The organism is Starkeya sp. ORNL1, assembly GCF_012971745.1.
Taxonomy (GTDB): domain Bacteria; phylum Pseudomonadota; class Alphaproteobacteria; order Rhizobiales; family Xanthobacteraceae; genus Ancylobacter.
The window spans coordinates 1,398,316-1,419,783 of record NZ_CP048834.1 but is presented as its reverse complement, the minus strand read 5'-3'; the positions used below and the strand labels follow the sequence as shown (position 1 = coordinate 1,419,783).

General features: G+C 67.1%; 18 protein-coding genes. 13 read left to right on the top strand and 5 right to left on the bottom strand.

Features of this window, described 5'->3' with window-relative positions:
* The first annotated feature begins 278 nt into the window (after positions 1-278).
* The 6 genes from G3545_RS06900 (at position 279) to G3545_RS06875 (ending at position 7,191) form a co-directional block, all read left to right on the top strand.
* Complete coding sequence (locus G3545_RS06900) at positions 279-1,376, top strand: ABC transporter ATP-binding protein (RefSeq protein WP_170011122.1); 1,098 nt, start codon at positions 279-281, stop codon at positions 1,374-1,376.
* The gene (locus G3545_RS06895; protein WP_246702725.1) at positions 1,373-2,521 is read left to right on the top strand and encodes an ABC transporter ATP-binding protein; all 1,149 of its coding nucleotides are present in this window, start codon (positions 1,373-1,375) and stop codon (positions 2,519-2,521) included. The genes G3545_RS06900 and G3545_RS06895 overlap by 4 nt, the downstream gene beginning before the upstream one ends.
* A gap of 193 nt (positions 2,522-2,714) precedes the next feature.
* Positions 2,715-4,112, top strand: coding sequence for an extracellular solute-binding protein (locus tag G3545_RS06890; RefSeq protein WP_170011119.1), 1,398 nt, complete (start codon positions 2,715-2,717; stop codon positions 4,110-4,112).
* A 213-nt stretch (positions 4,113-4,325) separates the two neighbouring features.
* The gene (locus G3545_RS06885; protein ID WP_246702724.1) at positions 4,326-5,246 is read left to right on the top strand and encodes a sugar ABC transporter permease; all 921 of its coding nucleotides are present in this window, start codon (positions 4,326-4,328) and stop codon (positions 5,244-5,246) included.
* A gap of 9 nt (positions 5,247-5,255) precedes the next feature.
* On the top strand, positions 5,256-6,092 hold the full coding sequence (locus G3545_RS06880) for a carbohydrate ABC transporter permease (RefSeq protein ID WP_170011117.1): 837 nt from the start codon (positions 5,256-5,258) through the stop codon (positions 6,090-6,092).
* A 142-nt stretch (positions 6,093-6,234) separates the two neighbouring features.
* Positions 6,235-7,191, top strand: a complete 957-nt coding sequence (locus G3545_RS06875; protein WP_170011115.1) for an acetamidase/formamidase family protein — start codon at positions 6,235-6,237, stop codon at positions 7,189-7,191.
* Positions 7,192-7,479: 288 nt separating this feature from the next.
* On the opposite strand, the gene G3545_RS06870 is transcribed toward G3545_RS06875, so the two are convergent.
* Together G3545_RS06870 and G3545_RS06865 are read right to left on the bottom strand one after the other, a co-directional pair.
* Positions 7,480-8,427 carry a LysR family transcriptional regulator gene (locus tag G3545_RS06870; RefSeq protein ID WP_170011113.1) on the bottom strand — a complete coding sequence of 316 codons (948 nt, stop codon included), beginning with the start codon at positions 8,425-8,427 and terminating at the stop codon, positions 7,480-7,482.
* Positions 8,428-8,471: 44 nt separating this feature from the next.
* The gene (locus G3545_RS06865; RefSeq protein ID WP_170011111.1) at positions 8,472-8,759 is read right to left on the bottom strand and encodes a hypothetical protein; all 288 of its coding nucleotides are present in this window, start codon (positions 8,757-8,759) and stop codon (positions 8,472-8,474) included.
* Between the two features lie 195 nt (positions 8,760-8,954).
* Between G3545_RS06865 and G3545_RS06860 the strand changes: the two genes are divergently transcribed.
* The 4 genes from G3545_RS06860 to G3545_RS06845 all read left to right on the top strand — a co-directional run bounded on the left by G3545_RS06860 (position 8,955) and on the right by G3545_RS06845 (position 13,021).
* Entirely contained in the window at positions 8,955-9,995 is a 1,041-nt protein-coding gene (locus G3545_RS06860; protein ID WP_170011109.1) for a MerR family transcriptional regulator, read from the top strand.
* A gap of 182 nt (positions 9,996-10,177) precedes the next feature.
* The gene (locus G3545_RS06855) at positions 10,178-10,675 is read left to right on the top strand and encodes a hypothetical protein (protein WP_246702723.1); all 498 of its coding nucleotides are present in this window, start codon (positions 10,178-10,180) and stop codon (positions 10,673-10,675) included.
* Positions 10,676-10,718: 43 nt separating this feature from the next.
* A complete protein-coding gene (locus tag G3545_RS06850) occupies positions 10,719-12,299 on the top strand; it encodes a GMC family oxidoreductase (protein ID WP_170011105.1) in 1,581 nt (526 codons plus the stop codon).
* The gene (locus G3545_RS06845; RefSeq protein WP_246702722.1) at positions 12,296-13,021 is read left to right on the top strand and encodes a phosphoribosyltransferase; all 726 of its coding nucleotides are present in this window, start codon (positions 12,296-12,298) and stop codon (positions 13,019-13,021) included. The genes G3545_RS06850 and G3545_RS06845 overlap by 4 nt, the downstream gene beginning before the upstream one ends.
* 146 nt (positions 13,022-13,167) lie before the next feature.
* Here G3545_RS06845 and G3545_RS06840 read toward each other — a convergent pair whose 3' ends face one another.
* The gene (locus G3545_RS06840) at positions 13,168-15,459 is read right to left on the bottom strand and encodes a xanthine dehydrogenase family protein molybdopterin-binding subunit (protein WP_170011101.1); all 2,292 of its coding nucleotides are present in this window, start codon (positions 15,457-15,459) and stop codon (positions 13,168-13,170) included.
* Between the two features lie 151 nt (positions 15,460-15,610).
* Here G3545_RS06840 and G3545_RS06835 point away from each other — a divergent pair, with 151 nt between their 5' ends.
* From G3545_RS06835 to G3545_RS06825, 3 genes are read left to right on the top strand one after another with little or no spacing between them, the layout of a single operon-like run.
* Positions 15,611-17,986: a xanthine dehydrogenase family protein molybdopterin-binding subunit gene (locus G3545_RS06835; RefSeq protein WP_170011099.1), complete on the top strand. Its 2,376-nt coding sequence runs from the start codon at positions 15,611-15,613 to the stop codon at positions 17,984-17,986.
* On the top strand, positions 17,983-18,798 hold the full coding sequence (locus tag G3545_RS06830; RefSeq protein WP_170011097.1) for an FAD binding domain-containing protein: 816 nt from the start codon (positions 17,983-17,985) through the stop codon (positions 18,796-18,798). The genes G3545_RS06835 and G3545_RS06830 overlap by 4 nt, the downstream gene beginning before the upstream one ends.
* Entirely contained in the window at positions 18,795-19,970 is a 1,176-nt protein-coding gene (locus G3545_RS06825; RefSeq protein WP_170011095.1) for a 2Fe-2S iron-sulfur cluster-binding protein, read from the top strand. The genes G3545_RS06830 and G3545_RS06825 overlap by 4 nt, the downstream gene beginning before the upstream one ends.
* Positions 19,971-19,973: 3 nt before the next feature.
* Here the strand turns inward: G3545_RS06825 and G3545_RS06820 are convergent, their stop codons facing one another.
* Together G3545_RS06820 and G3545_RS06815 are read right to left on the bottom strand one after the other, a co-directional pair.
* A complete protein-coding gene (locus tag G3545_RS06820; RefSeq protein ID WP_170011092.1) occupies positions 19,974-20,396 on the bottom strand; it encodes a cupin domain-containing protein in 423 nt (140 codons plus the stop codon).
* A 148-nt stretch (positions 20,397-20,544) separates the two neighbouring features.
* Positions 20,545-21,297, bottom strand: coding sequence for a GntR family transcriptional regulator (locus tag G3545_RS06815; protein WP_170011090.1), 753 nt, complete (start codon positions 21,295-21,297; stop codon positions 20,545-20,547).
* Positions 21,298-21,468: the final 171 nt, after the last annotated feature.

The following is a 21,468-nucleotide window of genomic DNA, read 5'->3' as shown; positions in this document are numbered from 1 at the left end:
GCAGAAGGCGGTCATCGGGGATGGGCATCCTTCGAGGCCCGGCTACCGCCGGGCACCTCAGGATGAGGTTGTTCGAGATCAGCAGTACAGTTTCGCCCTGCTGTTTGCCTGCGCAGAAGGCGCCCTCGCGTCACGCTATCGATGATCTTTTGAGCAGTGGCGAAGCAGGCGGGCCTTGAGCAAGCACCCGCAAGTCCGCCTTTTCCTGAGATTCTATAAACCAGCACACTTTGGCACAGAACTTGGATAGTTCATCGACATAGCTCGTGGAGCCGTCGATGTCGTCGATCGCCTTTGTCTCGGTTTTCAAGCGTTATGGAGAGGTCGATGCGGTCAAGCAGCTCGACCTCGCCTGCGACGCCGGGGAGATGCTGGCGCTGCTCGGCCCTTCCGGCTGCGGCAAGAGCACCACGCTGAAAATGGCCGCGGGGATCGAGAGTGTCTCCTCCGGCGAGATCTGGTTCGGTGACAGGCCGGTCTCGCGCCTGGCGCCCGGCGAGCGCAACATCGCCATGGTGTTCGAGGACTACGCGCTCTACCCGCAAATGACGGTGTGGGAGAACGTCGCCTTCCCGCTGAAGGTGCGCGGCATCACCGGCCAGCCGGCGGCCGAGCGGATCGGCGGCGTGCTGCAACTGCTCGGCCTGCGCCAGATGGCCGACCAAGGCGTGCGCGGGCTGTCCGGTGGCGCCCAGCAGCGGATCGCCATCGGCCGCGCGCTGGTGCGCGATCCCGAGGTGATCCTGTTCGATGAGCCACTGTCGCATCTCGATGCCGACCAGAAGGTGCAACTGCGCGCCGAGATCAAGCGGCTGCAGAAGCTGCGGCAAGTCACCTCCATCCTCGTCACCCACGACCAGACCGAGGCCATCGCCATGGCGGATCGCGTGGCGGTGATGAATCACGGCGTGCTTCAACAGGTCGGCTCGCCGCAGGATCTCTATGAGCGGCCGGCCAATCTGTTCGTCGCTAATTTCATCGGCGAGCCGCCGATGAACCTGCTGCCGGCTGAGGTCGGGGAGGGTGCGCTTGCCGGCGGTGGCTGGCGGGCGACGCTCGATGCACGGCGCGTGGAATTGCTGGCGCGCCGCCCCGGCGCGGCGGTGATCGCCGGCATCCGTCCTGAGCACATCGCGCTGACCGCGCCCGGCGAGGGCGCCAAGGGCACCATCATCTATCGCGAGCCGCGCGGCGATGCCGATGTACTCACCGTCCGGCTGGAAGGCCAAGGCGGCAACCCCGGCGACACCATCGTCACCGAAGTCGCCGGCCCGTCGCGCTGGCGCGCGGGCGATGCCGTCGGGCTGCACATCGATCCCGACCGGCTGCTGGTGTTCGACGCCGAGAGCGGCCGCAATCTGGAGGTGGCTTCGTGAACGCGCCGCTGCGCATGCCGGTCGCCGCAGCCGCTGGCCTTACGATCCGCGGCATCGGCAAGAGCTTCCGCACGCAGGTGCTCGACGGCGTCGATCTCGACGTCGCGCCCGGCGAGATACTGGCGCTGACCGGGCCTTCGGGGGCCGGCAAGACCACGCTCTGCCGCATCCTCGCCGGGCTGGAGCGTCCGGACCACGGCACGCTGCGGCTGGGCGAGGGCGATCTCGCGGCGATCCCGGCCGGCCGTCGCCACGTCGCCTTCCTGTTCGAATCCTACGCGCTCTATCCGCACCTCACCGTGCGCCAGAACGCGCTCTCGCCCTTGCTGGCGCCAAATGTGCGGGCTGATCTGGCGACCGCCAACCGGCGTGTCGACGAGGTGCTGGAACTGCTGGAGATCCGCCAGCTCGACGCCCGCCTGCCGGGCGCGCTGTCCGGAGGCCAGAAGCAGCGCGCCGCGCTCGCCCGCACGCTGGTGCAGCAGCCGGCGCTGTTCCTGCTCGACGAGCCGATCTCCCATCTCGACGCCAAGCTGCGCCACAAGCTGCGCGGCGAGATCCGCCGCCGGCTCGCCGGCCAGCCGGCGCCCGCCATCTGGGCGACGCCGGACGGCATGGAGGCGCTCTCGGTCGGCGACCGGGTGGCGGTGATCGATGGCGGCAGGATCGAGCAGGTAGGCACGCCGGAGGAGATCTGGCTGAACCCGGTCAGCACCCGCGTCGCCCGCCTGCTCGGTGATCCCCCGATGAATCTGGTACCGGGCACACTGGTGGAGGAGGCCGGGGCGCGCTGCTTCGCCCGGCGTGAGCTGCGCCTGCCGCTGCCGGCACCGCTGGCGCATGCCGCGGGCCTCAGCATGAGCGGCGACGTGGTGCTCGGCGTGCGCCCGGATGCGGTGACGGTGGTGCCTGCCGATATGCCGGGCGCGCTCGGTGCCGAGATCTATTCCAACGAGCCGTTCGGCAAGCACGCGATCCTCACGTTGGATCTCGGCGGGCTGCTGGTGAAGGCCAAGACCACCATGGCGGCCGCCGGCGCGCTCGGTGAGGGCGGCGGCATCGGCCGTCCGGTCGGCCTCGCTCTGCCGGCCGAGGGGCTGATCCTGTTCGACGGACCGACGGGACGGGCACTGCCCGTGGCGTGAGGTGGAGCATTGCTACTTCCCTCTCCCCGTTGGGGAGAGGTGGCCCGCGAAGCGGGTCGGTGAGGGGAGCACGGCTGCTGAGCCGAGAAGACCCCTCACCCCAACCCTCTCCCCAGTGGGGAGAGGGAACCGCTGAATTCCGAGTGCCTGAGAAACGTGCCTGGCGGCTGAAAAACAACGAAGGGGAACAGCAATGACGACGAAATGGTGCCTTGCCGCCGCCATGGCGGCCTCTGCCGTGCTGTGGTCGGCCGGCGTCTATGCCGACGACGCGAGCTTCTATGCCGAGGCGGCGAAGCCCTATAAGGGCGTGACTATCCGCGTGCTCGACGAGATCACGCCCTTGCAGGAGACGCTCTCCAAGATCGTGCCCGACTTCGAGAAGGAGACCGGGATCAAGGTCGAGTGGGAGCTGCTCAACCATTTCGAGGTGATCAACAAGGGCCAGGCCGACATGCTGTCCGGCCGCGGCTATTACGACGCGGTGATGCTGCATGGCTTCCAGCTCGGCCCGATGATCTCGGCCGGCGTCATTCGCCCGCTCGACGACATGGTCGGCAATCCGAAGCTGGCCAATCCGAACCTCAATACGTCGGACTTCATCCAGCAGCCGTTCAAGACCGCTGCCTTCGCCAATGGCAAGCAGTATTCCTTCATCAACTGGAACTATAATCAGGTCTATTGGGCGCGCGCCGACCTGTTGAACGATCCGGGCGAGCAGGCCGCCTTCAAGGCGAAGTATGGCTACGACCTCGCCCCGGCCAAGACCATCGAGCAGATGCGCGACATCGCCGAGTTCTTCACTCGCAAGAAGGGTGCGATGCTGGCCGGCAATCCGCTGGAAAGCGACTTCTACGGCATCGTGCTGGAAGGCATCAAAGGCGGCTCCACCTTTCCGACGCTGTGGGGCAACCTCATCAAGAACTTTGGCGGCGACCTGATCGACGCCAATGGCAAGCCGAACTTCGACACGCCGCAGACCGTGGCGGCGCTGAAGATGTGGCGCGAGCTCTGGACCTTCGCCCCGCCCGGCATCGCCGAATATTCGCTGGTCGACGTGCCCACCGTGATGGGCAACGGCATCGCCGCGCAGTCCATCGCCTGGTCGGACTTCGTGCTCGGCATCGACAAGCCCGGCGTCTCGCCGTTCGCCGGCAAGTTCGTCTATGGCCCGATCCCGGTGAAGGCCGGCTCCACCGCCAAGCGCTCGGCCGAGGCCGAACCGTCGGTCACCGTCATCAGCGCGGCCAGCAAGAGCCCCGAGGCCACCTTCCTGTTCCTCGAATGGCTGGCCGACAAGAAACAGCAGGACAAGCTGATCACGCTGGGTTCGGGCGGCGTCCCGATCCGCGCCTCGTCCTGGGCCCTTCCGGCGATCGCGGGCAGCGCCAACAAGACGCTCTATACCGCGATGGAATCCACGCTCGAAGTCGCCGTGGCCAAGCCGAAGATGCCGAAATTCTACGAGATCTACGACGTGATGAGCGGCATCGCCCAGGAAGTCGGCCTCGGCAAGCTCACGCCGGAAGCCGGCGCCAAGAAGGGCCAGGCCGAAATGGTGAAGCTCTGCGCCGACAAGTGCCTGCTGTGAGGAGAGTCTGAGGGGAGCGACCTCATCCTGAGGTGCCCGGCGTCAGCCGGGCCTCGAAGGATGCCCGTCCCCGATGGCCGCGCTCCGCTTGAGCATCCTTCGAGGCTCGCCAAGGCTCGCACCTCAGGATGAGGTGGCTCATTGAGCCGCCTCGACATCGACCCCTCTCCCACGGGAGAGGGTCTCTCCCGGATCCGGAGCGACGCGACCATCATGACCAGCGTGACCGACACACTGCCGGCAACCGCTGCGGCCCCAGCGCCGCGCGGGCGGTTCTGGTACCCATATCTGCTGATCGCGCCGTCGATGATCACGCTGACCGTGGTCTCGCTGATCCCGTTCCTCTACACGGTGTACTTGAGCTTCCATGCGGCGAAGTTCGGCCGCGTCACCGAATTCATCGGCTTCGACAATTATCTGCAATTGCTCGGCGACGGGCGCTTCTGGAACTCCATGGGCGTGGCCGCCATCTTCGTCGGCATCGCCGTGCCGATCGAGTTCATGCTCGGCCTCGCCGGCGCGCTGGTGCTGAACCAGAATGTGCGCGGGCGGTCGGTCCTGATCCCGCTGCTGTTCATGCCCACCATGATGGCGCCGATCGTGGTCGGCCTGTTGTGGAAGATCATGCTGGCGGGTTCCTGGGGCTTCCTTTCCTACAATGTGCTGGAGCGCTTCAACCTGATCGGCGAGACCTCCGCCTTCGCCTCGCCGGACCTTGCGCTCTATGCACTGATCTTCGTCGACATCTGGCAGTGGACGCCCTTCATGATGCTGGCCTTCTTCGCCGGCCTGCAGGCGCTCCCCCTCGGCCCCTATCGCGCCGCCGCTGTGGACGGCGCCAACCCGCTCCAGATGTTCTTCCACATCACGCTGCCGATGTTGACCCCGCTGCTGGTGGTGATCGGGCTGTTGCGCTTCATCGACGCCTTCAAGGTGTTCGACACCGTCTACATCCTCACCGGCGGCGGGCCGGGCACCGCGACCGAGACCCCCAGCATCCTCGCCAACAAGATGACCTTCGAGTTCTGGAACATCGGCGAGGCTTCTGCGCTCGCGGTGCTGGTCTGGCTCGCCTTCTTCGCCTTCTGCAACGTGTTCTATCAGGTCGCCAAGAAGCGCCTGAACGCCTTCTAGAGGTCCGTCATGGCCGACGATTCAAATCGCATCGAGGGCTCGAAGGGCCTGTTCTGGACCGGCGTCACCGTGGTCTACGCCATCATCGTGCTGTTCCCGATCTTCTGGATGGCGACGATGATGGTGAAGCCCAACGAGGCGATGTTCGCGCGGCCGACGGTCTGGCTGTTCACCCCGACGCTGGAGCATTTCGAATACGTCATCGCGCAGGGCTTCCACTGGAGCCTGCTGACCTCCTTCGTGCTGTGCCTGATGTCGACCGCGCTGGTCGTCATCATCGGCACCCCGGCGGCCTATGCCTTCGCTCGCTTCGAGATGCGGATGAAGGACGATCTGTTCCTGTTCATCCTGGCGACCCGGATGGCGCCGCCCGTGTGCCTCGTCATCCCGTTCTATTTCATCTTCGCCAAGCTCAATCTGCTCGACACCTTCCTCGGCCTGACACTGGCCTACATGACCTTCAACCTCTCCTTCTATGTCTGGGTGCTGCGCTCCTTCTGCCGCGATCTCCCGGTGGAGCTGGAGGAGGCGGCGGCGCTGGAAGGCTGGTCGCGCCCGCAGATCTTCCGCCGCGTGGTGTTCCCGCTGCTGCGCAACGGCATCGTGGCCACCGCGGTGCTGTGCTTCATCTTTGCCTGGAACGAGTTCCTGTTCGCCTTCATGCTCGGCGGCAAGGCGGTGCAGACGCTCCCCGTCTCGATCCCGAAGCTGATCACCTCGCAGGGTGTGCGGTGGGGCGAGATGGCGGTGGTCGGCATGACCGCGCTGCTGCCGGTGCTCGCCGTGGTGTTCGTGTTGCAGCGGCACATCGTGCGCGGGCTTACGCTGGGCGCGGTGAAGGGGTGAGGAACGATCGTCTCAGCCGTCATGGCCGGGCTTGTCCCGGCCATCTCGGTCTCTGATGCGCTGTCGGGAATCGAGATCCCCGGCACAAGGCCGGGGATGACGGTCGTCTTGGAATTACAGGTCGGACTCTGAGGAACCAGCGATGGACCACTATCTGCCGTCGACGCCGGGCAATGTGCAGTGGGGGCTGTGGGACGCCGCGGTGCCGCCGGTGCTCACCATCGCCTCGGGCGATCGGGTGGTGATCGACACGCTGTCCGGCGAACTGGAAGACCTGCCGGATCCTTCCTCCGGGCTCCCCGTGCTGCCCGAGCATCGCGAAGTACTTGCGACGGCCCCGCACGGTCCCGGCCCGCATCTGCTCACCGGGCCGATCCATGTCATGGGCGCCGAGCCCGGCGACGTGCTGGAGGTCCGTGTCCTCGATATCAAGTTCCGCTCCAACTGGGGCGGGAACGTGCAATTGCCATTCTGGGGCACGCTGCCGGAGGACTTTCCGCAAGCCCGCCGCCTGCACATCCCGCTCGACCTCAAGCGCGAGCTCGCGCTTCTGCCCTGGGGACAGGAGCTGCCGCTCGCTCCGTTCTTCGGCAATTTCGGCGTCGCGCCGGCGCCCGGATGGGGCCCGCTCTCCTCGGTGCAGCCGCGGGTGTTCGGCGGGAACATGGACAATAAGGAGCTCGGCGTCGGCGCGACCATCTATTTCCCGGTGTTCGTGCCCGGCGCCAATTTCTCGGTCGGCGACGGCCATGGCGTGCAGGGCGATGGCGAGGTGTGCCTCTCCGCTCTGGAGACCGCGCTCACCGGCACCTTTGAGTTCCATGTCCGCAAGGACATGAAGCTGACCACGCCGCGCGCCGAGAAGGCGGATTGCTGGATCACCATGGGCTTCGACGAGGATCTCGACGATGCCGCCAAGATCGCGCTGCGCGACATGATCGCGCTGATACGCGAGCATTCCGGGCTTTCCGCGCAGGACGCCTACACGCTGTGCTCGCTGATCGCCGACATGCGCATCACCCAGACCGTGGACATCAACAAGGGCGTGCACTGCGTGCTGCTCAAGGCGCACCTGCCACCCCTAGCCATGTCATCCTGAGAGGCTGACCGAAAACTCCAATTTGCCCTCATCCCCGGGCTTGACCCGGGGATCCAGCCCCTCCGCATGCATCCGGTTGAAGTCTGGATCCCCGGGTCAAGCCCGGGGATGAGGGTGGAAAGGGGCTCCTCTCGACGGATACGTCGAATTTCGAGTCAGGCTCTCAGGTGCTCGGGCAGAGCCCGGGCCTCGAAAGGTGCTCGAGCCGTGGGCGCTCATCGGGGGTGGGCATCCTTCGAGGCTCGCTGTCGCTCGCACCTCAGGATGACGTCGTTCTTTTCGACGAACCTACAACCGCACGCGCCGCTCGGTGCTCGGCGCCGCCATGCCGGGGATATAGGCGTCGGAGATGAAGCTCCGGCAATGGCTCTGGAAGGCTTCTACCAGCTGGGATCGGCGGTAGTTCGCCAGCGTCGCCAGCCCGAGCTGCATCGGGCGATGCTCGCCGGCGATGCGCACGCGCACGATGCGCTTGCCGTCGAGCGCGAAATCCGAGCGCGGCCGCACATTGGCGAGCGAATAGCCATAGCCGTTGGCGACCATGGTGCGCACCACTTCCTGGTGCGCCGAGCGCGCCACGATCTTCGGCTCCAGCCCTTCTTTCATGAACAGGGCCAGGAAGTATTCGCGGCTGACCGGCAGATCGAGCAGTATGAAGGGCAGTTCGGCCAGCTCTTCGAGCGTGGTCGCCGGCTGCTGGGCGACGGGATGCGTCTCGCTCACCCAGGCCTGCGGCGGCAGGCTGGCCAAGGGGAGGAAATCCACCTCGTCGGGCATCTGCAGATCATAGGCCAGCGCGATGTCGATCTCCGCATGGCGCAGCGCGGCCATCAGCTGTTCCTGATTGTGCTCGACCTGGTGGATCCTGGTCTGCGGAAACGCGCTCTCGAACGAATGCGCGAGTTCGGGCATGACCAGAGGTGCCAGCGTCACGAAACAGCCGACATTGAGCTGGCCGCGCACCTGCGAGGTTGCCTCCGAAGCCAGCGCATAGAGCCCCTCGGCCTGTTCAACCAGACGCTTGGCCTCTTTCAGCATGATCTGGCCGATCGGCGTCAGCGACAGGCCCTGGGCGTGGTGGCGCACGAACAACTGCACATCGAGCTCGCGTTCGAGATGCGAGATCGCGGTGGAGATCGAGGGCTGCGAGATGTGCACCCGCTCCGAGGCCAGCGTAATGCTGCCGGTCTCCGCCGCGGCGATGAAATAGCCAAGCTGGCGCAACGTGTAACGCATGCTACGCCCTGATCATCCGCTGGCCGGCACGGCGGGACCGGGGCTCAGCGCCGCTTCAGTCGGCGTTCGATGCAGCGCTTTCCGACGAGGCACTGCGGGTTGTCCCCGGTTGGAATCCAGGCGGGTTCGGTGGTCTGCGTCAGTTCGCAATAGCCGGCATCGGTGACGAAGCGCTCATAGAGGTTGGGGCCGGTGCCGATGACCACCGCACCGGATCGCTGAACCAGGCCATAGGTCGCGGCACAGCTCATTCTCAGGGAATCCGGGCGCGCCTCGGCAAGCGTCGACGTTGCCATGACGATGAGGGGGACGGCGAGTAAAGCGGTTCGCATAATGCAGCCTCGTGCAGGACCCGCCCTACAATACCCGCTTCCGGTGTCTTCTGGCGACATCTCGGGCAGAATGAAGTTTTTGTGAAGCGTGCGCAGCACTTTCGGAAGACGAGGCAGCGATGTTGAGCCGCGATGTTGACTCGGTCCCTGGGGCCGCCCCGATAGATCGGCGGTCATGCAGCGACGAGGTGATTCGTGAGTTCGTCCGCCCGGTTCCTGAACGCTTCCGAAGCCGCAGGACAGCTTGGCGTGTCCGCCAAGGCCCTCCGGCTCTATGAGCAGCGCGGCCTGATCGCGCCGGTCCGCACCGTTGCCGGATGGCGGGCCTATGGTCCCGACCAGATGCGCCGGGCCGCCGAGATCGTCGCCTTGCGCGCGCTGGGCTTCAACCTCACCCAGGTGGCGCGGGTGCTGAACGGCGATCCCCAGGGCCTGGAGCCGGCCCTTGCCGCACACCAATCGGTTCTCGAGAGCCGGCTCCACGAGCTTGTCGGCACGATCGAGAAGCTGCGCGGCCTGCGGGGCGATCTTGCGCGCGGCGCGGCGCCCACCGCGGGCGAACTGGCGAAGTTGGCGGGCGCCGCCACGGCGCCCGGCGTCGCCTTCGACCTGCCCTGGCCCTGGGGCGGCGAGCGGTTCGAGCTCGGATACTTTCGACCGCTGAACTACATCATCGGTCCGCTCGGCAGCGGCAAGACCCAGCTGGCGCAGCGCTTCGCGCAGACGCTGCCCAACGCTGCCTTCCTCGGCCTGGACCGCCTGGCCGATGGCGGGGCGGCGGCGCGGGCTCGCATGGCGGCCGATCCCGCCCTGCGCTCGCGGGTCGAGACGGCGCTGGCCTGGCTCGTCGAGGATGGCGCAAGGGTGTCTGACGCGTTGACCGCCCTGCTGGGAGGATTGGAGGACGACGGTCCGGCCGTCACCGTGGTCGACATGATCGAGCAGGGGCTGGACCAGGCGACCCAGGAGGCGCTCATCGCCCATCTGCGCCGCCGCGGGCCCGATGCCCGGCCGCTTTTCATGCTGACCCGCTCCAGCGCGATCCTGGATCTGGCGGCCGTGGGCGCGGACGAGGCGATCATCCTCTGCCCGGCCAATCACAGCCCGCCATTCGAGGTCGCGCCCTATCCCGGCGCGCCGGGCTTCGAGGCCGTCGCCACCTGCCTGGCCTCGCCCGAGGTGCGGGCCCGCACCGAAGGCGTCATCGCCTGGCGGCCCCACGCGACGGCGGGTTGAAGGTCGGTATGGCGAGAGGCAGGGAAGCGGGCGGCCGGAGCGCGCTCTGGCCCGGCTTGGAAAATCGGAAGCCGAAGCGCTGAAAAGGGTAATCGATCGGCACGCGGCTCTAACTCGGGATGGACGGAAATTTGCATTGCCGGCATCGCCGTTCCGGCGCGTTGCAGGGAGACGTCCGTCTTATGAGTGTCGTGGCGCACAAGGATCCGAAGCTCGCGGGCAGGGCAATCGAACTCCCCGAAGGGCCGGAATGGGTGAGCGCGCTGCGCGTGTTCGATGGCCATGTGGCCGAGACGCTGGCGAGCGTGGCCCACACGCTCTACCCGCATGACGGCTTGCCGGAGCGGGTCTATCGCCGGGTGGTGGCGCAGTTCGACCGCATGGCGGCCGCCTCGCCCAATGCAGCACAGATGATGGCGCAACTCGTCGACCTCGTGGACGAGGCCATGCCGCTGCCTTTCGTCGAGCTGTCGGATGGCTATCGGACCGAGGTGCTGAAGCGCATCGAGGGCACACCGGCATTCCGGCTGGTGCAGCGCTCCACCGTGCGCTTCCTCTATGACGATATCGAGGTGTGGCAGGCCTTCGGCTATGAGGGCGCTTCCGTCCATCTCGGCGGCTATGTGAAGCGCGGCTTCGACGATCTCGACTGGCTGCCCGATCCCCCGGCAGCCAGCTGACCCCCTTCGCGCCTCAGCTTTCCGCTCAGACTGGACCTTCGCCATGGACGCCATTTCCACCCCCAAGCGCTACGACCTCGACGATGACGGCGTCGTGGTGATCATCGGCTCCGGCGCCGGCGGCGGCACGCTTGCCCATGAATTGACCAGGCGTGGCGTCGAGGTGGTGCTGATGGAGGCGGGCAAGCACCTCACTGCCGAAGATTTCGTCAATGACGAGTGGGGCGGCTACGAGATGCTGTCCTGGCTCGACAAGCGCACCGCCTCGGGAAGCTGGCGGGTGGCCAAGGACCATCCGGAAGCGCCGAGCTGGCATTGCCAGGTGGTCGGCGGCACCACCACCCACTGGTCCGGCTGCTGCTACCGTCTGATCGCCGACGAGATGCGCGCGCGCTCCGTCTATGGCGAGATCCCCGGCACCAGCCTGATCGACTGGCCGATCACGCTCGAAGAGCTGGAGCCCTATTACGACCTTGCCGAGACCAAGATGGGGGTCACCGGCACCAATGGCCTGCCGCCTTTGCCGCCGAACAACAATTTCAAGGTGATGTACTGGGGCGCATCGAGGCTCGGCTTCGATGTCTCGACCGGGCGCCACGCCATCAATTCCGTGGATTATGACGGCCGCCCCGCGACGATCCAGGACGGTTTCACCATCACCGGCGACAAGACCGGCTCGCGCTGGTCGACGCTGAATGTCGAGATTCCTCGCGCGCTGGCGACCGGCAAGCTCGACCTTCGCCCACAATCGCGCGCGGTGCAGGTCGAGCATGACGCGGCGGGCAAGGCGTCCGGGGTGGTCTATGTCGATGGCAATGGCGTGCGCCAGCGCCAGAAGGCGCGGGCGGTGGTGCTCGCCGGCAATTGCGTCGAGAGCCCGCGGCTGCTGCTGCACTCGGCAAGCGGGCGCTTTCCGAACGGCCTCGCCAATGGCTGGGGCCATGTCGGGCGGCATTATCTGCGCCATGTCATCCAGACCGTGTGGTCGGTGTTCGACAAGCCGGTGAACATGCACCGCGGCGAGATCATGACCGGGCTGGTGCGCGACTTCGTGCGCCATGACCCCGCGCGCGGCTTTGCCGGCGGCTATTATGTCGAACTGAACTCGATGGGTCTGCCGACCACGGCGGCGTTCCTCGAACCCGGCTGGTGGGGGCGCGACTTCGTCTCCGTCATCGAGCAATACAGCCATATGGCCGGCATGCTGCTGTCCGGCGAGGACATGCCGCAGCCGGGCAACCGGGTGACGCTGACCGATGAACTCGATGCCTTCGGCGTGCCGGTCGCCAACATCCACTATGACGACCACCCGAACGACCTGCGGCTGCGCAGCCACGGCTACAAGACCATGACGGCGATCCACAAGGCGGCCGGTGCGAAGCGCATCATCGAGGCGCCGGCCTATCCGGCGAGCCACAATCTCGGCTCCAACCGCATGGCGGCGCGCGCCGAGGACGGCGTGCTCGACGGCAATGGCCGCGCGCACGAGATGCGGAACCTGTTCGTTGCCGATGGCAGCAGCTTCGCCACCGGCGGCGCATGCAACCCGACACTGACCATTGTCGCGCTGGCGATCCGGCAGGCCGACTTCATCGCCGGCCAGATGGCCAAGGGAGAGCTGTGAGCGAGCGGGGCGATTTCACCGAGCCGACGCTCGCCTATTGGCAGGAGCTGACCGGCGAAGTGCCGGAGCGTTTCTCGGCGACGCCGCCTTATCGCTTCGGCTATCCGGTGGCTCTGCCCTGCGGGCGTTATCTCGTGCTGCCGTTGCGCGCCTTGCCGGACAAGGGGCTCGCCGTCGCTTCGCTGATCGCCAACCAGGCTTCGCATACGGTGGTGGCCGCGCTCGCCGACCATATGGCGGACGAGGCACGCTGGCTTGGCGCCGAGGTCGTGGTCGGGCTTCCGACGCTGGGCCTTGCCTTCGCTGCTTTGGTGGCCGAGCGGCTCGGGCAGCTGCGTTATGCCCCGCTCGGCTATAGCCGGAAGTTCTGGTACGACGACGCGCTTTCCGAGCCGGTCTCCTCCATCACCAGCCCGGAGGCGGGTAAGCGGCTGCGCCTCGATCCCAATCTTGCGCCGCTGGTCCGCGGCCGCCGCGTCGTCATCGTCGACGACGCCATCTCCACCGGCACCACGACAATCGCCGCCTGCCGGCTGCTGAGGCGCCTCGATGCCGAGGTTGCCGGCATCGTGGTGGCGATGAAGCAGACCAATCGCTGGCAGACACCGCTCGCCGCGCTGGCACCGCCACCGCCGGTGCGCGCCGGCTATGGCTGTCCGCTGTTCGAGCTGAGGGAAGACGGCTGGTGGCCGTTGCCCGCGACGATGCCGGACGTGCCATAGCGGAGATTGAGTGAAGCTCCCTCTCCCCGAGGGGGAGAGGGTTGGGGTGAGGGGGCCTTCCGCGGCTCCGCAATCGTGCTTCCCCTCACCGACCCGCGTCGCGGGCCACCTCTCCCCAACGGGGAGAGGGAATTTCAGCCAAAGCTCTAGCCTTGCTTCGCCGCCTCGATCGCTTCCCACACCCGCGACGGCGTGAGCGGCATGTCGAGATGGGCGATGCCGAGATGGGCCAGCGCATCGACCACCGCATTGACGAAGGCCGGCGGCGCGCCGATGGCGCCGGCTTCCCCGGCGCCCTTGATGCCGAGCGGATTGGTGGTGCAAGGCACGTTCTGCGTCGCGAAGTCGAAGAAGGGCAGGTCGTCGGCGCGCGGCAGGCCGTAATCCATGAAGGAGCCGGAGAGCAGTTGCCCGTTGTCGGGGTCGTAGACGGTGCGCTCCAGCATGGCCTGGCCGATGCCCTGGGCGATGCCGCCATGGATCTGGCCGCCGAGCAGCAGTGGATTGAGCACCCGGCCGAAATCATCGACCACGGTGTAGCGCTCGACCTCGATGCGCCCGGTCTCCAGATCGACCGCCACCTCGCAAATGTGCGCGCCATTCGGGAAGGTGCCGTCCTCTTGCGTGAAATCTCCGACACCGGTCAGCCCGCCAGCGGAGGCCGCGACCTCCAGCAGCCCGACATGGCGATTGGTGCCGGTGGCGCGGAAGGCGCCGCTGTCGAACTCCACCGCCTCGGGCAGCACATCGAGCAACTGCGCTGCGAGCGCGCGGCCCTCCGCAATCACCGCTTCCGCGGCAAGCTTGAGCGCACCACCGCCATGCACCATGGAGCGCGAGGCGACCGTGCCGCCGGCCGAGGGCAGCGGCTGGCGGGTGTCACCGGTCTTCACCGTGATGGATTCCGGGGGAACATCGAGCCGCTCGGCCAGCATCTGCACATAAGTGGTCTCGTGGCCCTGGCCGGTCGACTGGGTGCCGACATGCAGCACGATGCGGCCATCCGCACCGATCTCGACCACCGCGCCTTCATTACCCGGCACGCCGGTGCGCTCGATGTAATAGGCGAGGCCGATGCCGCGCAGCCGGCCGTCATTGCCCTCCCGCCGGTTCGCGAAGCCATGCCAGTCCGCCGCCGCGAGGCCGGTGCGCATTACCGCGGCGAAGTCACCGGAATCATAGGTGACGCCGGTATCGGTGGTATGCGGCATCTCCTCCGGCGCGATCATGTTGATGGCGCGTAACGCGTCCGGTGCGATGCCGGTCTCGCGTGCCGCCTTGTCGACGAGGCGCTCGATCAGATAGGCCGCCTCCGGCCGGCCGGCGCCGCGATAGGCGTCGATCGGCGCGTTGTTGGTGAAGGCGATGCGCACATCGGTCGCGACCTTGGGAATGCGATAGACGCCCGGCGCCATGGGCGGGCCGGACAGCGTCGGGCAATAGACGCCGAAGGCGGAGAGCGCACCGCCGCAACTCGCCAGCGTCTCCACCTTGAGCGCGGTGAAGCGGCCCTCGGCATCGAGACCAAGCCGGGCGCGCGAATGATTGTCCCGGCCCTGCGTGTCGGAGAGGAAGGCGTCCGAGCGCGAGGACTGCCAGCGCACCGGCCGCCCCAGCTTGCGGGCCGCGTAGAGCACCAGCGCCTGTTCGGGGTACGGCACCGCCTTCATGCCGAAGCCGCCGCCGACGTCGGGGGTGATCACCCGCAGCCTTTCCGGCGGCAGAGCGAAGACCGGTTCGAACAGCCACTCGCGGATCATGTGGCTGCCCTGCGTGCCCGAGATCAGCGTGAAATCGCCGGCCTCGGGCTCGAAGATGCCGATGGCGTTGCGCGCCTCCAGCGAGTTCACCACGATGCGGTTATTGACCAGATCGATCTCGACCACGCGGTCGGAGGCTTTGAGCGCGGCGTCGGCCGCCGCGATGTCGCCGAGCGTGAAATGCAGCGCGAGATTGCCCGGGGCTTCGTCGTAGAGAAGCGGTGCGCCGTCCGTGAGCGCCGCCGCCGGCTCGACCGCGACGGGCAGATCCTCGATGTCGATCTCGACCGCCTCGGCGGCTTCCACCGCCTCGATCAGCGTTTCCGCCACCACGAAGGCGATGGGCTCGCCGAGATAACGCACCTTGCCGCGGGCGAGCAGCGTGCGCGGCGGCACCGGCATGGTGCCACCCTCGGCATGGTCGAGCACGACGACGATGGGCAGCGTGCCGATGCCGTCGGCTTCAAGATCGGCAGCGGTGAAGACGCCGAGCACGCCCGGCATCTGCCGCGCCGCCTCGGCGTCCACCGAGCGCAGCACGCCGTGGGCGACACGCGAGCGCACCACCACGGCGAAGGCCTCGCCCGGGTGGCGATGGTCGTCAGTGTAGCGGCCGGTGCCGGTGATGAAGCGCAGATCCTCAACGCGCCGGAACGGCTGGCCGACACCGAATTTCATCATCGTTCCCCGCGCCCGCCGGGTGCCGACGAGGCATCCGGTTGCCAATGATACTATTTGTGCGAAGATCAGCACATAGCACTTGATATCGTCGATAATCGAATAAGATAGTGCATCGCACAAGGGGTTGGCGGAGGCGTTTGTGAGGCCCGTGGAGCAGCAAGTCGGTGAGCCCCGCGCCCATCGCGGTGTCGGCGCCTCGGTCCGCCGCAAGGAGGATGCTCGCCTGCTCGAGGGCCGCGGCCGCTTCATCGGCGATATGCGATTTCCGGGCCAGTTGGAGGCCGCATTCCTGCGCTCGCCGATCGCCCACGGGTGGATCAAGGCGATCCATATTCCCGAGCATCTGGAAGGCCGCGCCTTCACCCATGCCGACATGGTCGGGGTGAAGGACATCCTCGCCCGCACCGGCCTGCCGGGCTTCCGCGTCTCGGTGCAGCCCTCGCTCGCCAGCGACAAGGTGCGCTTCGCCGGCGAGCCGATCGTCATGGTGCTGGCCGACACGCGGGCCGAGGCCGAGGACCTGCTGGAGGAGATCTCCATTGAGTTCGAGGAACTGCCCGCCAATTGGGACATGCTGCGCGCGGTCGAGCCCGGTGCGGCGCTGATCCATGAGGACTGGCCGGAGAATGTGTTCCTGGTTTCCGCCGCCGAGAAGAATTTCGAGGCGCGGCGCGCCGAGCTTGAGGCCGCGCCGATCAAGGTGACGCGCCGGGTGCGCACCAGCCGGCAATGCATGGCGCCGCTGGAGGGCAAGGGCTGCATCGCGGTCTATGAGCGCCATATCGAGCAACTGGCGCTGTGGACCTCCACCCAGATGCCGCACATCGTGCGCTCGGGCCTTGCCGAGTGCCTGGGGCTGGACCTGCGCAAGATCCGTGTCGTGGCGCCGGATGTCGGCGGCGGCTTCGGCTGGAAGGGGCTCTTGCAGCCGGAGGAGGTGTGCTGCTCCTGGGCGGCACTCAGGCTCGACCGGCCGATCAAATGGCTGGAGGACCGCCGCGAGCATCTGATCGCCGCCGCCAATTGCCGCGAGCATCATTACGAGATGACCGCCTGGGCCGATGCCGATGGCCGGCTGCTCGGCCTCGACGCGGTAGCCCATGTCGATGCCGGCGCCTATTCGGCCTATCCGTTCTCGGCGTGCCTGGAAGGCGCGCAGGTCGTCTCGAACTTGCCGGGGCCCTACGATTTCGGTGCGTATCGCTGCAAGGCCTATTCGGTGTGCAGCAACAAGCCGCCGATCGTGCCCTATCGCGGCGTGGCGAGGACCGGGGTGTGCACCGCCATCGAGCTGATGGTCGACGCCGTCGCCCGCGCCGCCGGGCTTGAGCCCTGCGAGGTGCGGCTGCGCAATCTCGTCAAGCCGGAGCAGATGCCGTTCCGCAGCATCACCGGCAAGGATTTCGACATGGGCGACTATCCGGAGAGCCTGCGCCGGGCCCGCGCCATGATCGACCACGACGCCGTCCGCGCCCGGCAGCGCGGCGGCGAAATGGATGGCCGGCGCATCGGCGTCGGCTACGCGGTCTATTGCGAGCAGGGCGCGCACGGCACCTCGGTCTATCATGGCTGGGGCATTCCCATGGTCCCGGGCTTCGAGCAGTGCGGCGCGCGGCTCACCCCCGATGGCACGCTGGAAATCCGCGTCGGCAACCAGAGCCACGGCCAGTCTATGGAGACCACGCTGGCGCAGATCGCCTGCGAGGTACTCGGCATCGATCCTGAACTGGTCAATGTGGTGCATGGCGACACCGCCATGACGCCCTATTCCACCGGCACCTGGGGCTCTCGCTCGGCAGTGATGGCGGGCGGCGCGGTGGCGGCGGCCTGCGAGAAACTCGGCGAGCGGCTGAAGCGGATCGGTGCGCACTTGCTGCAAGCCGATCCCGGTGCGGTGTTCATCCGCGACGGCGAAGTGCATGGACCGGCCGGCTCGGTGACGTTCAGCGAGATCGCCGCGACCTGGTACCTCAAGCCGCAGAACCTGCCGGCCGATGTCGACCCGGACGGACTAGATCTCGTCGCCGGCTACCGGCCCGTAGTCGATACCGGCACCTTCTCCTATGCCACCCATGCCGCCGTGGTGGCGGTGACGCCAGGCACCGGCGCGGTCGAGATCCTCGATTACGTCGTGGTCGAGGATGGCGGCGTGCTGCTGAACCCGATGGTGGTGGAGGGCCAGATCTATGGCGGTACCGCGCAGGGTATCGGCACCGCGCTCTATGAGGAGATGGCCTATGACGAGAACGGCCAGCCGCTCGCCTCGACCTTCGCCGATTATCTGCTGCCCGGCGCCAACGAGATGCCGGACGTGCGCATCGCCCATATGCAGACGCCCTCGCCGAACACGAAATTCGGCCAGAAGGGCATAGGCGAGGGCGGCGCCATCGCGCCCCCGGCGGCGATCGGCAATGCCATCAATGATGCGCTGGGCGATCTCGGGGTGGAACTCGGCACCTGCCCGATGACGCCGCGCCGGGTGCGCGAGGCGCTGCAGGCCGCGCGTGCGGGGTTGCCGTCATGAAGGCCGCGCGGTTCGACTATGACCGGCCGGAGCGGCTCGACCAGGCGGTGGCGATGCTCGGCGGGGAGGGCGCGCGCGCCTTCGCCGGCGGCCAGAGCCTCGGCCCGATGCTGAACCTGCGCCTTGCCCGCCCGGTGGCGCTGGTCGATATCGCGCGACTGGCGGAACTGCGCCATGTGGAGGAGCGGCCCGACGGCGTGTTCTTTGGCGCCGGCATCACCCATGCAGAATTCGAGGACGGCGCGGTGCCGGATCCGACCGGCGGCGTGCTGGCGAGCATCGCGCGGGGCATCGCCTATCGCGCAGTGCGCAATCGCGGCACGGTCGGCGGCAGCCTCGCCCACGCTGATCCGGCGGCCGACTGGCCGACCACGCTGAGCGCCATGGGTGCGAACGTGTATCTCGCCGGCCCCGGCGGGCGGCGCGAAATGGCGGTCGAAGATTTTCTCCATGGCGCGTTCCAGACCGCGCTGGCGCCAGGCGAAATCATCGCCGGGGTCTTCGTGCCGCGGCTCTCGACGTCCGCCCGCTGGGGCTACCGCAAATCCTGCCGCAAGGCCGGGGAGTTTGCCGAGGCGATGTGCGCGGTGCTGCTGGATTCTGCGCGCAATATTTGCCGGCTCGCTATCGGCGCCACCGAGGGCAAGCCCATCGTGCTGACGGCGGCCGATGTGTTCGTCGCGAACCCCGACCTGATCGATCCCTATCTGGCGCAGGCCGGGCTCGCCGCGGATCCGGCGACGCTCGACCTGCATCGTGCTGTGTTCCGGGAGGCCATCGCAGCGATGGACGCGTGGGGGCGGCCCGCATGAAGCCGGTGCGCCTTGAGGTCAATGGCAGGCCAATCGCGGCGGACATCGAACCGCGCCAGCATCTGGCGGATTTCGTGCGCGAGGAGATGTTGCTCACCGGCACCCATCTCGGCTGCGAGCACGGCGTGTGCGGCGCCTGCACCGTGTTGATCGACGGCGCGCCGGCGCGCTCCTGCATCGCCTTCCCGGTGGCTCTCGATGGCGCGAGCATCACCACCATCGAAGGCCTCGCCGACGATCCGGTGACGGCGCGGCTCCGCGAGGCGTTCAGCGTCGAGCACGGCCTGCAATGCGGCTTCTGTACGCCCGGCATGCTGATCATGGCGCGCGATATCGTGCTGCGCCGCCCCGGAGCGTGCGCCGACGATATCCGCCACGAACTCGCCGGCAATCTCTGCCGCTGCACCGGCTATGTCGGCATCATTCGAGCGGTGCAGCAGGTGGCGGCGGAGCGGATCGGGGAAGCGGCGGTGATGACAAGGGGCACGACGGTGCCGGCGCCGGCCTATGTCTCGCCGCTGGCCCTGCCGATCGCGCCATCATCGGTCGCGAAGGCGCCGGAGCCGGCATGGCCCGCCGCCTCGCCGCAAGAGACGGCCGTTTCACTGGAGCCGCTGCGCAATCCGGTCGAACTGGTTGAACAGTTCCGGGTACCGGCCGATGCGGCGACGGTGTGGGCCTTCTTCCAGCAGCCCGACAAGGTGATTGCCTGCCTGCCCGGCGCCCGGCTCGTCGCGCCCAGCGACGGACGCAGCCTTGAGGCCGAGATGCTGGTGAAGCTCGGCCCGATGCAGGCGGCGTTCCGCGGCGCGGCGCTGCTCGCGGCCGATCCCGCGACACGAACCGGCACAATCAACGGCCAGGGCGTCGACACGAAGGGCGCGTCGCGGGTACGGGCGATGCTGACCTATCGGCTCGATGCGGTGGAGGGCGGCACGGCGACCGACGTGCATGTCGATGTCGCCTATGAGCTGAAGGGCCCGCTCGCCCAGATGAGCCGCGGCACCATCGCCCGCGACCTCGCCGGCCGCATCACCCGCAGCTTCGCCGAGAACCTCGCGGCGGCGCTATCGGGCGCTGCCCTTCCGGAGCAGGCGCGCTCCCTCGATGCCGGATCGCTGGCGTGGTCGATGCTGAAAGGCTGGATGGCCCGACTGTTCGGGCGGCGCTAGTGCTCACCCTTCCCGATTGGGTGTCCCGAGCACATGCGTGTTCGGCGGCAGCATGATCTGGTCGAAGGTCTGCGTGAACATCGCCGCAGCGAAGAAGGCGACGGCGCGCAGCGTCTCGGTGCCGGTATTGACGAGGTCGTGCCGCACATCCGTCGGCAGCACGAACACACTGCCGGGCCCGACCGCATGCTTGCCATCATCCATGAGCAACTCGCCGGTGCCGGCGATGATGTACTGGGTTTCCTCGGTTGCGTCGGTGTGCCAGCCAAGATGCCCGCCGGGCTCGATCTCATAGACGATGGTGGAGGATTGCGTGGCGTTATTTCCGCCGCACGTCGCAAAGGCTCCAGCCCAGTTTACGGATTTGTCCGCAGCACCCTGGACATGCGCGCGCGCAAGCATTGTGGAATCGACAACCGGGACCATAGCTTCCTCCGAAGTTATTTTTAATTTATGAAGTATTTGGAGCTTATTGAAATCGTTGGCAGAACAATACTATCGGCTCGCAAATATAACTTGCAAGCAAAGTCTTCGGCTCGGTGTCCCGTGTGTCGTCCGGTCCTGGCAGGGAGCCCTATTGCAGCAGGTCGATGTCCAACTGCACGCAGTCGCCGCGATAGATGATGTCGGCGACATAGATGACGACGTCGTCCGCGTCCGCCACCACGAGATGGGCTTCCACGGTGGGAAAGCCGATGCCCGTCGCCAGCAGGTTGGCGACGCGGGGCTCGACGGTGCCGACGATGAAGGATTGCCGCGCCCGCTTCACCTTCAACTCCTCCAGCGAGGCGACCACGCTGATGGTGGGCTCGCGCCCGAAGCGTTGATCGGCGAGGCGATAGACATTCTCGTCGAGATGCACGCGGGCGAAGGAATAAGGCTGGCCGCGCCGCGACTGCACGCTCTCCATATAGCGATAGTGCGCCGCCGGCGTGCCATCCTCCGGCTTCAGCGGCGGCTCCGGGGCGGGCGTGGTGACGGGCAGGAAGCGCGGCACGTTCATGCCGATGGTGCTGGCCAGCGAGCGCCATTTGAGGTCGAGCTTCAGCCAGCGCTTCTCCTCGACCGAGCCGGAGACGAAGGTGCCCTTGCCCTGGATGCGGCGGACCAGGCCCTCGGATTGCAGCAGTTCCACCGCCTGCCGAACGGTGACGCGAGCGACGCGGAACTCGGCCTCCAACTCCTGAAGGGTCGAGATCTTCTCGTTCGGCCGCCAGACGCCATCCTCGATGCGGCGCCGGATTACGCCGGCGATCTGCAGATAGCGCGGCACCGGGCTGCGGCGATAATCGGGACTGGCGAGTGCCGAGGCGGCATCCTTGGGCATGGGTCGTCGATCCGGCGAGATGTTCCAAAGCGAGGTGATTCCTCCCGGAATCAACCCGAACGTGCTGTCTTCTCTATCATGTAATGCCGTTCCCGCGGCAGAGCGGTGATTCCGTCGTGGCAGGTGAAGCGGGGCATCTCAATCGTCATGGCCGGGCTTGTCCCGGCCATC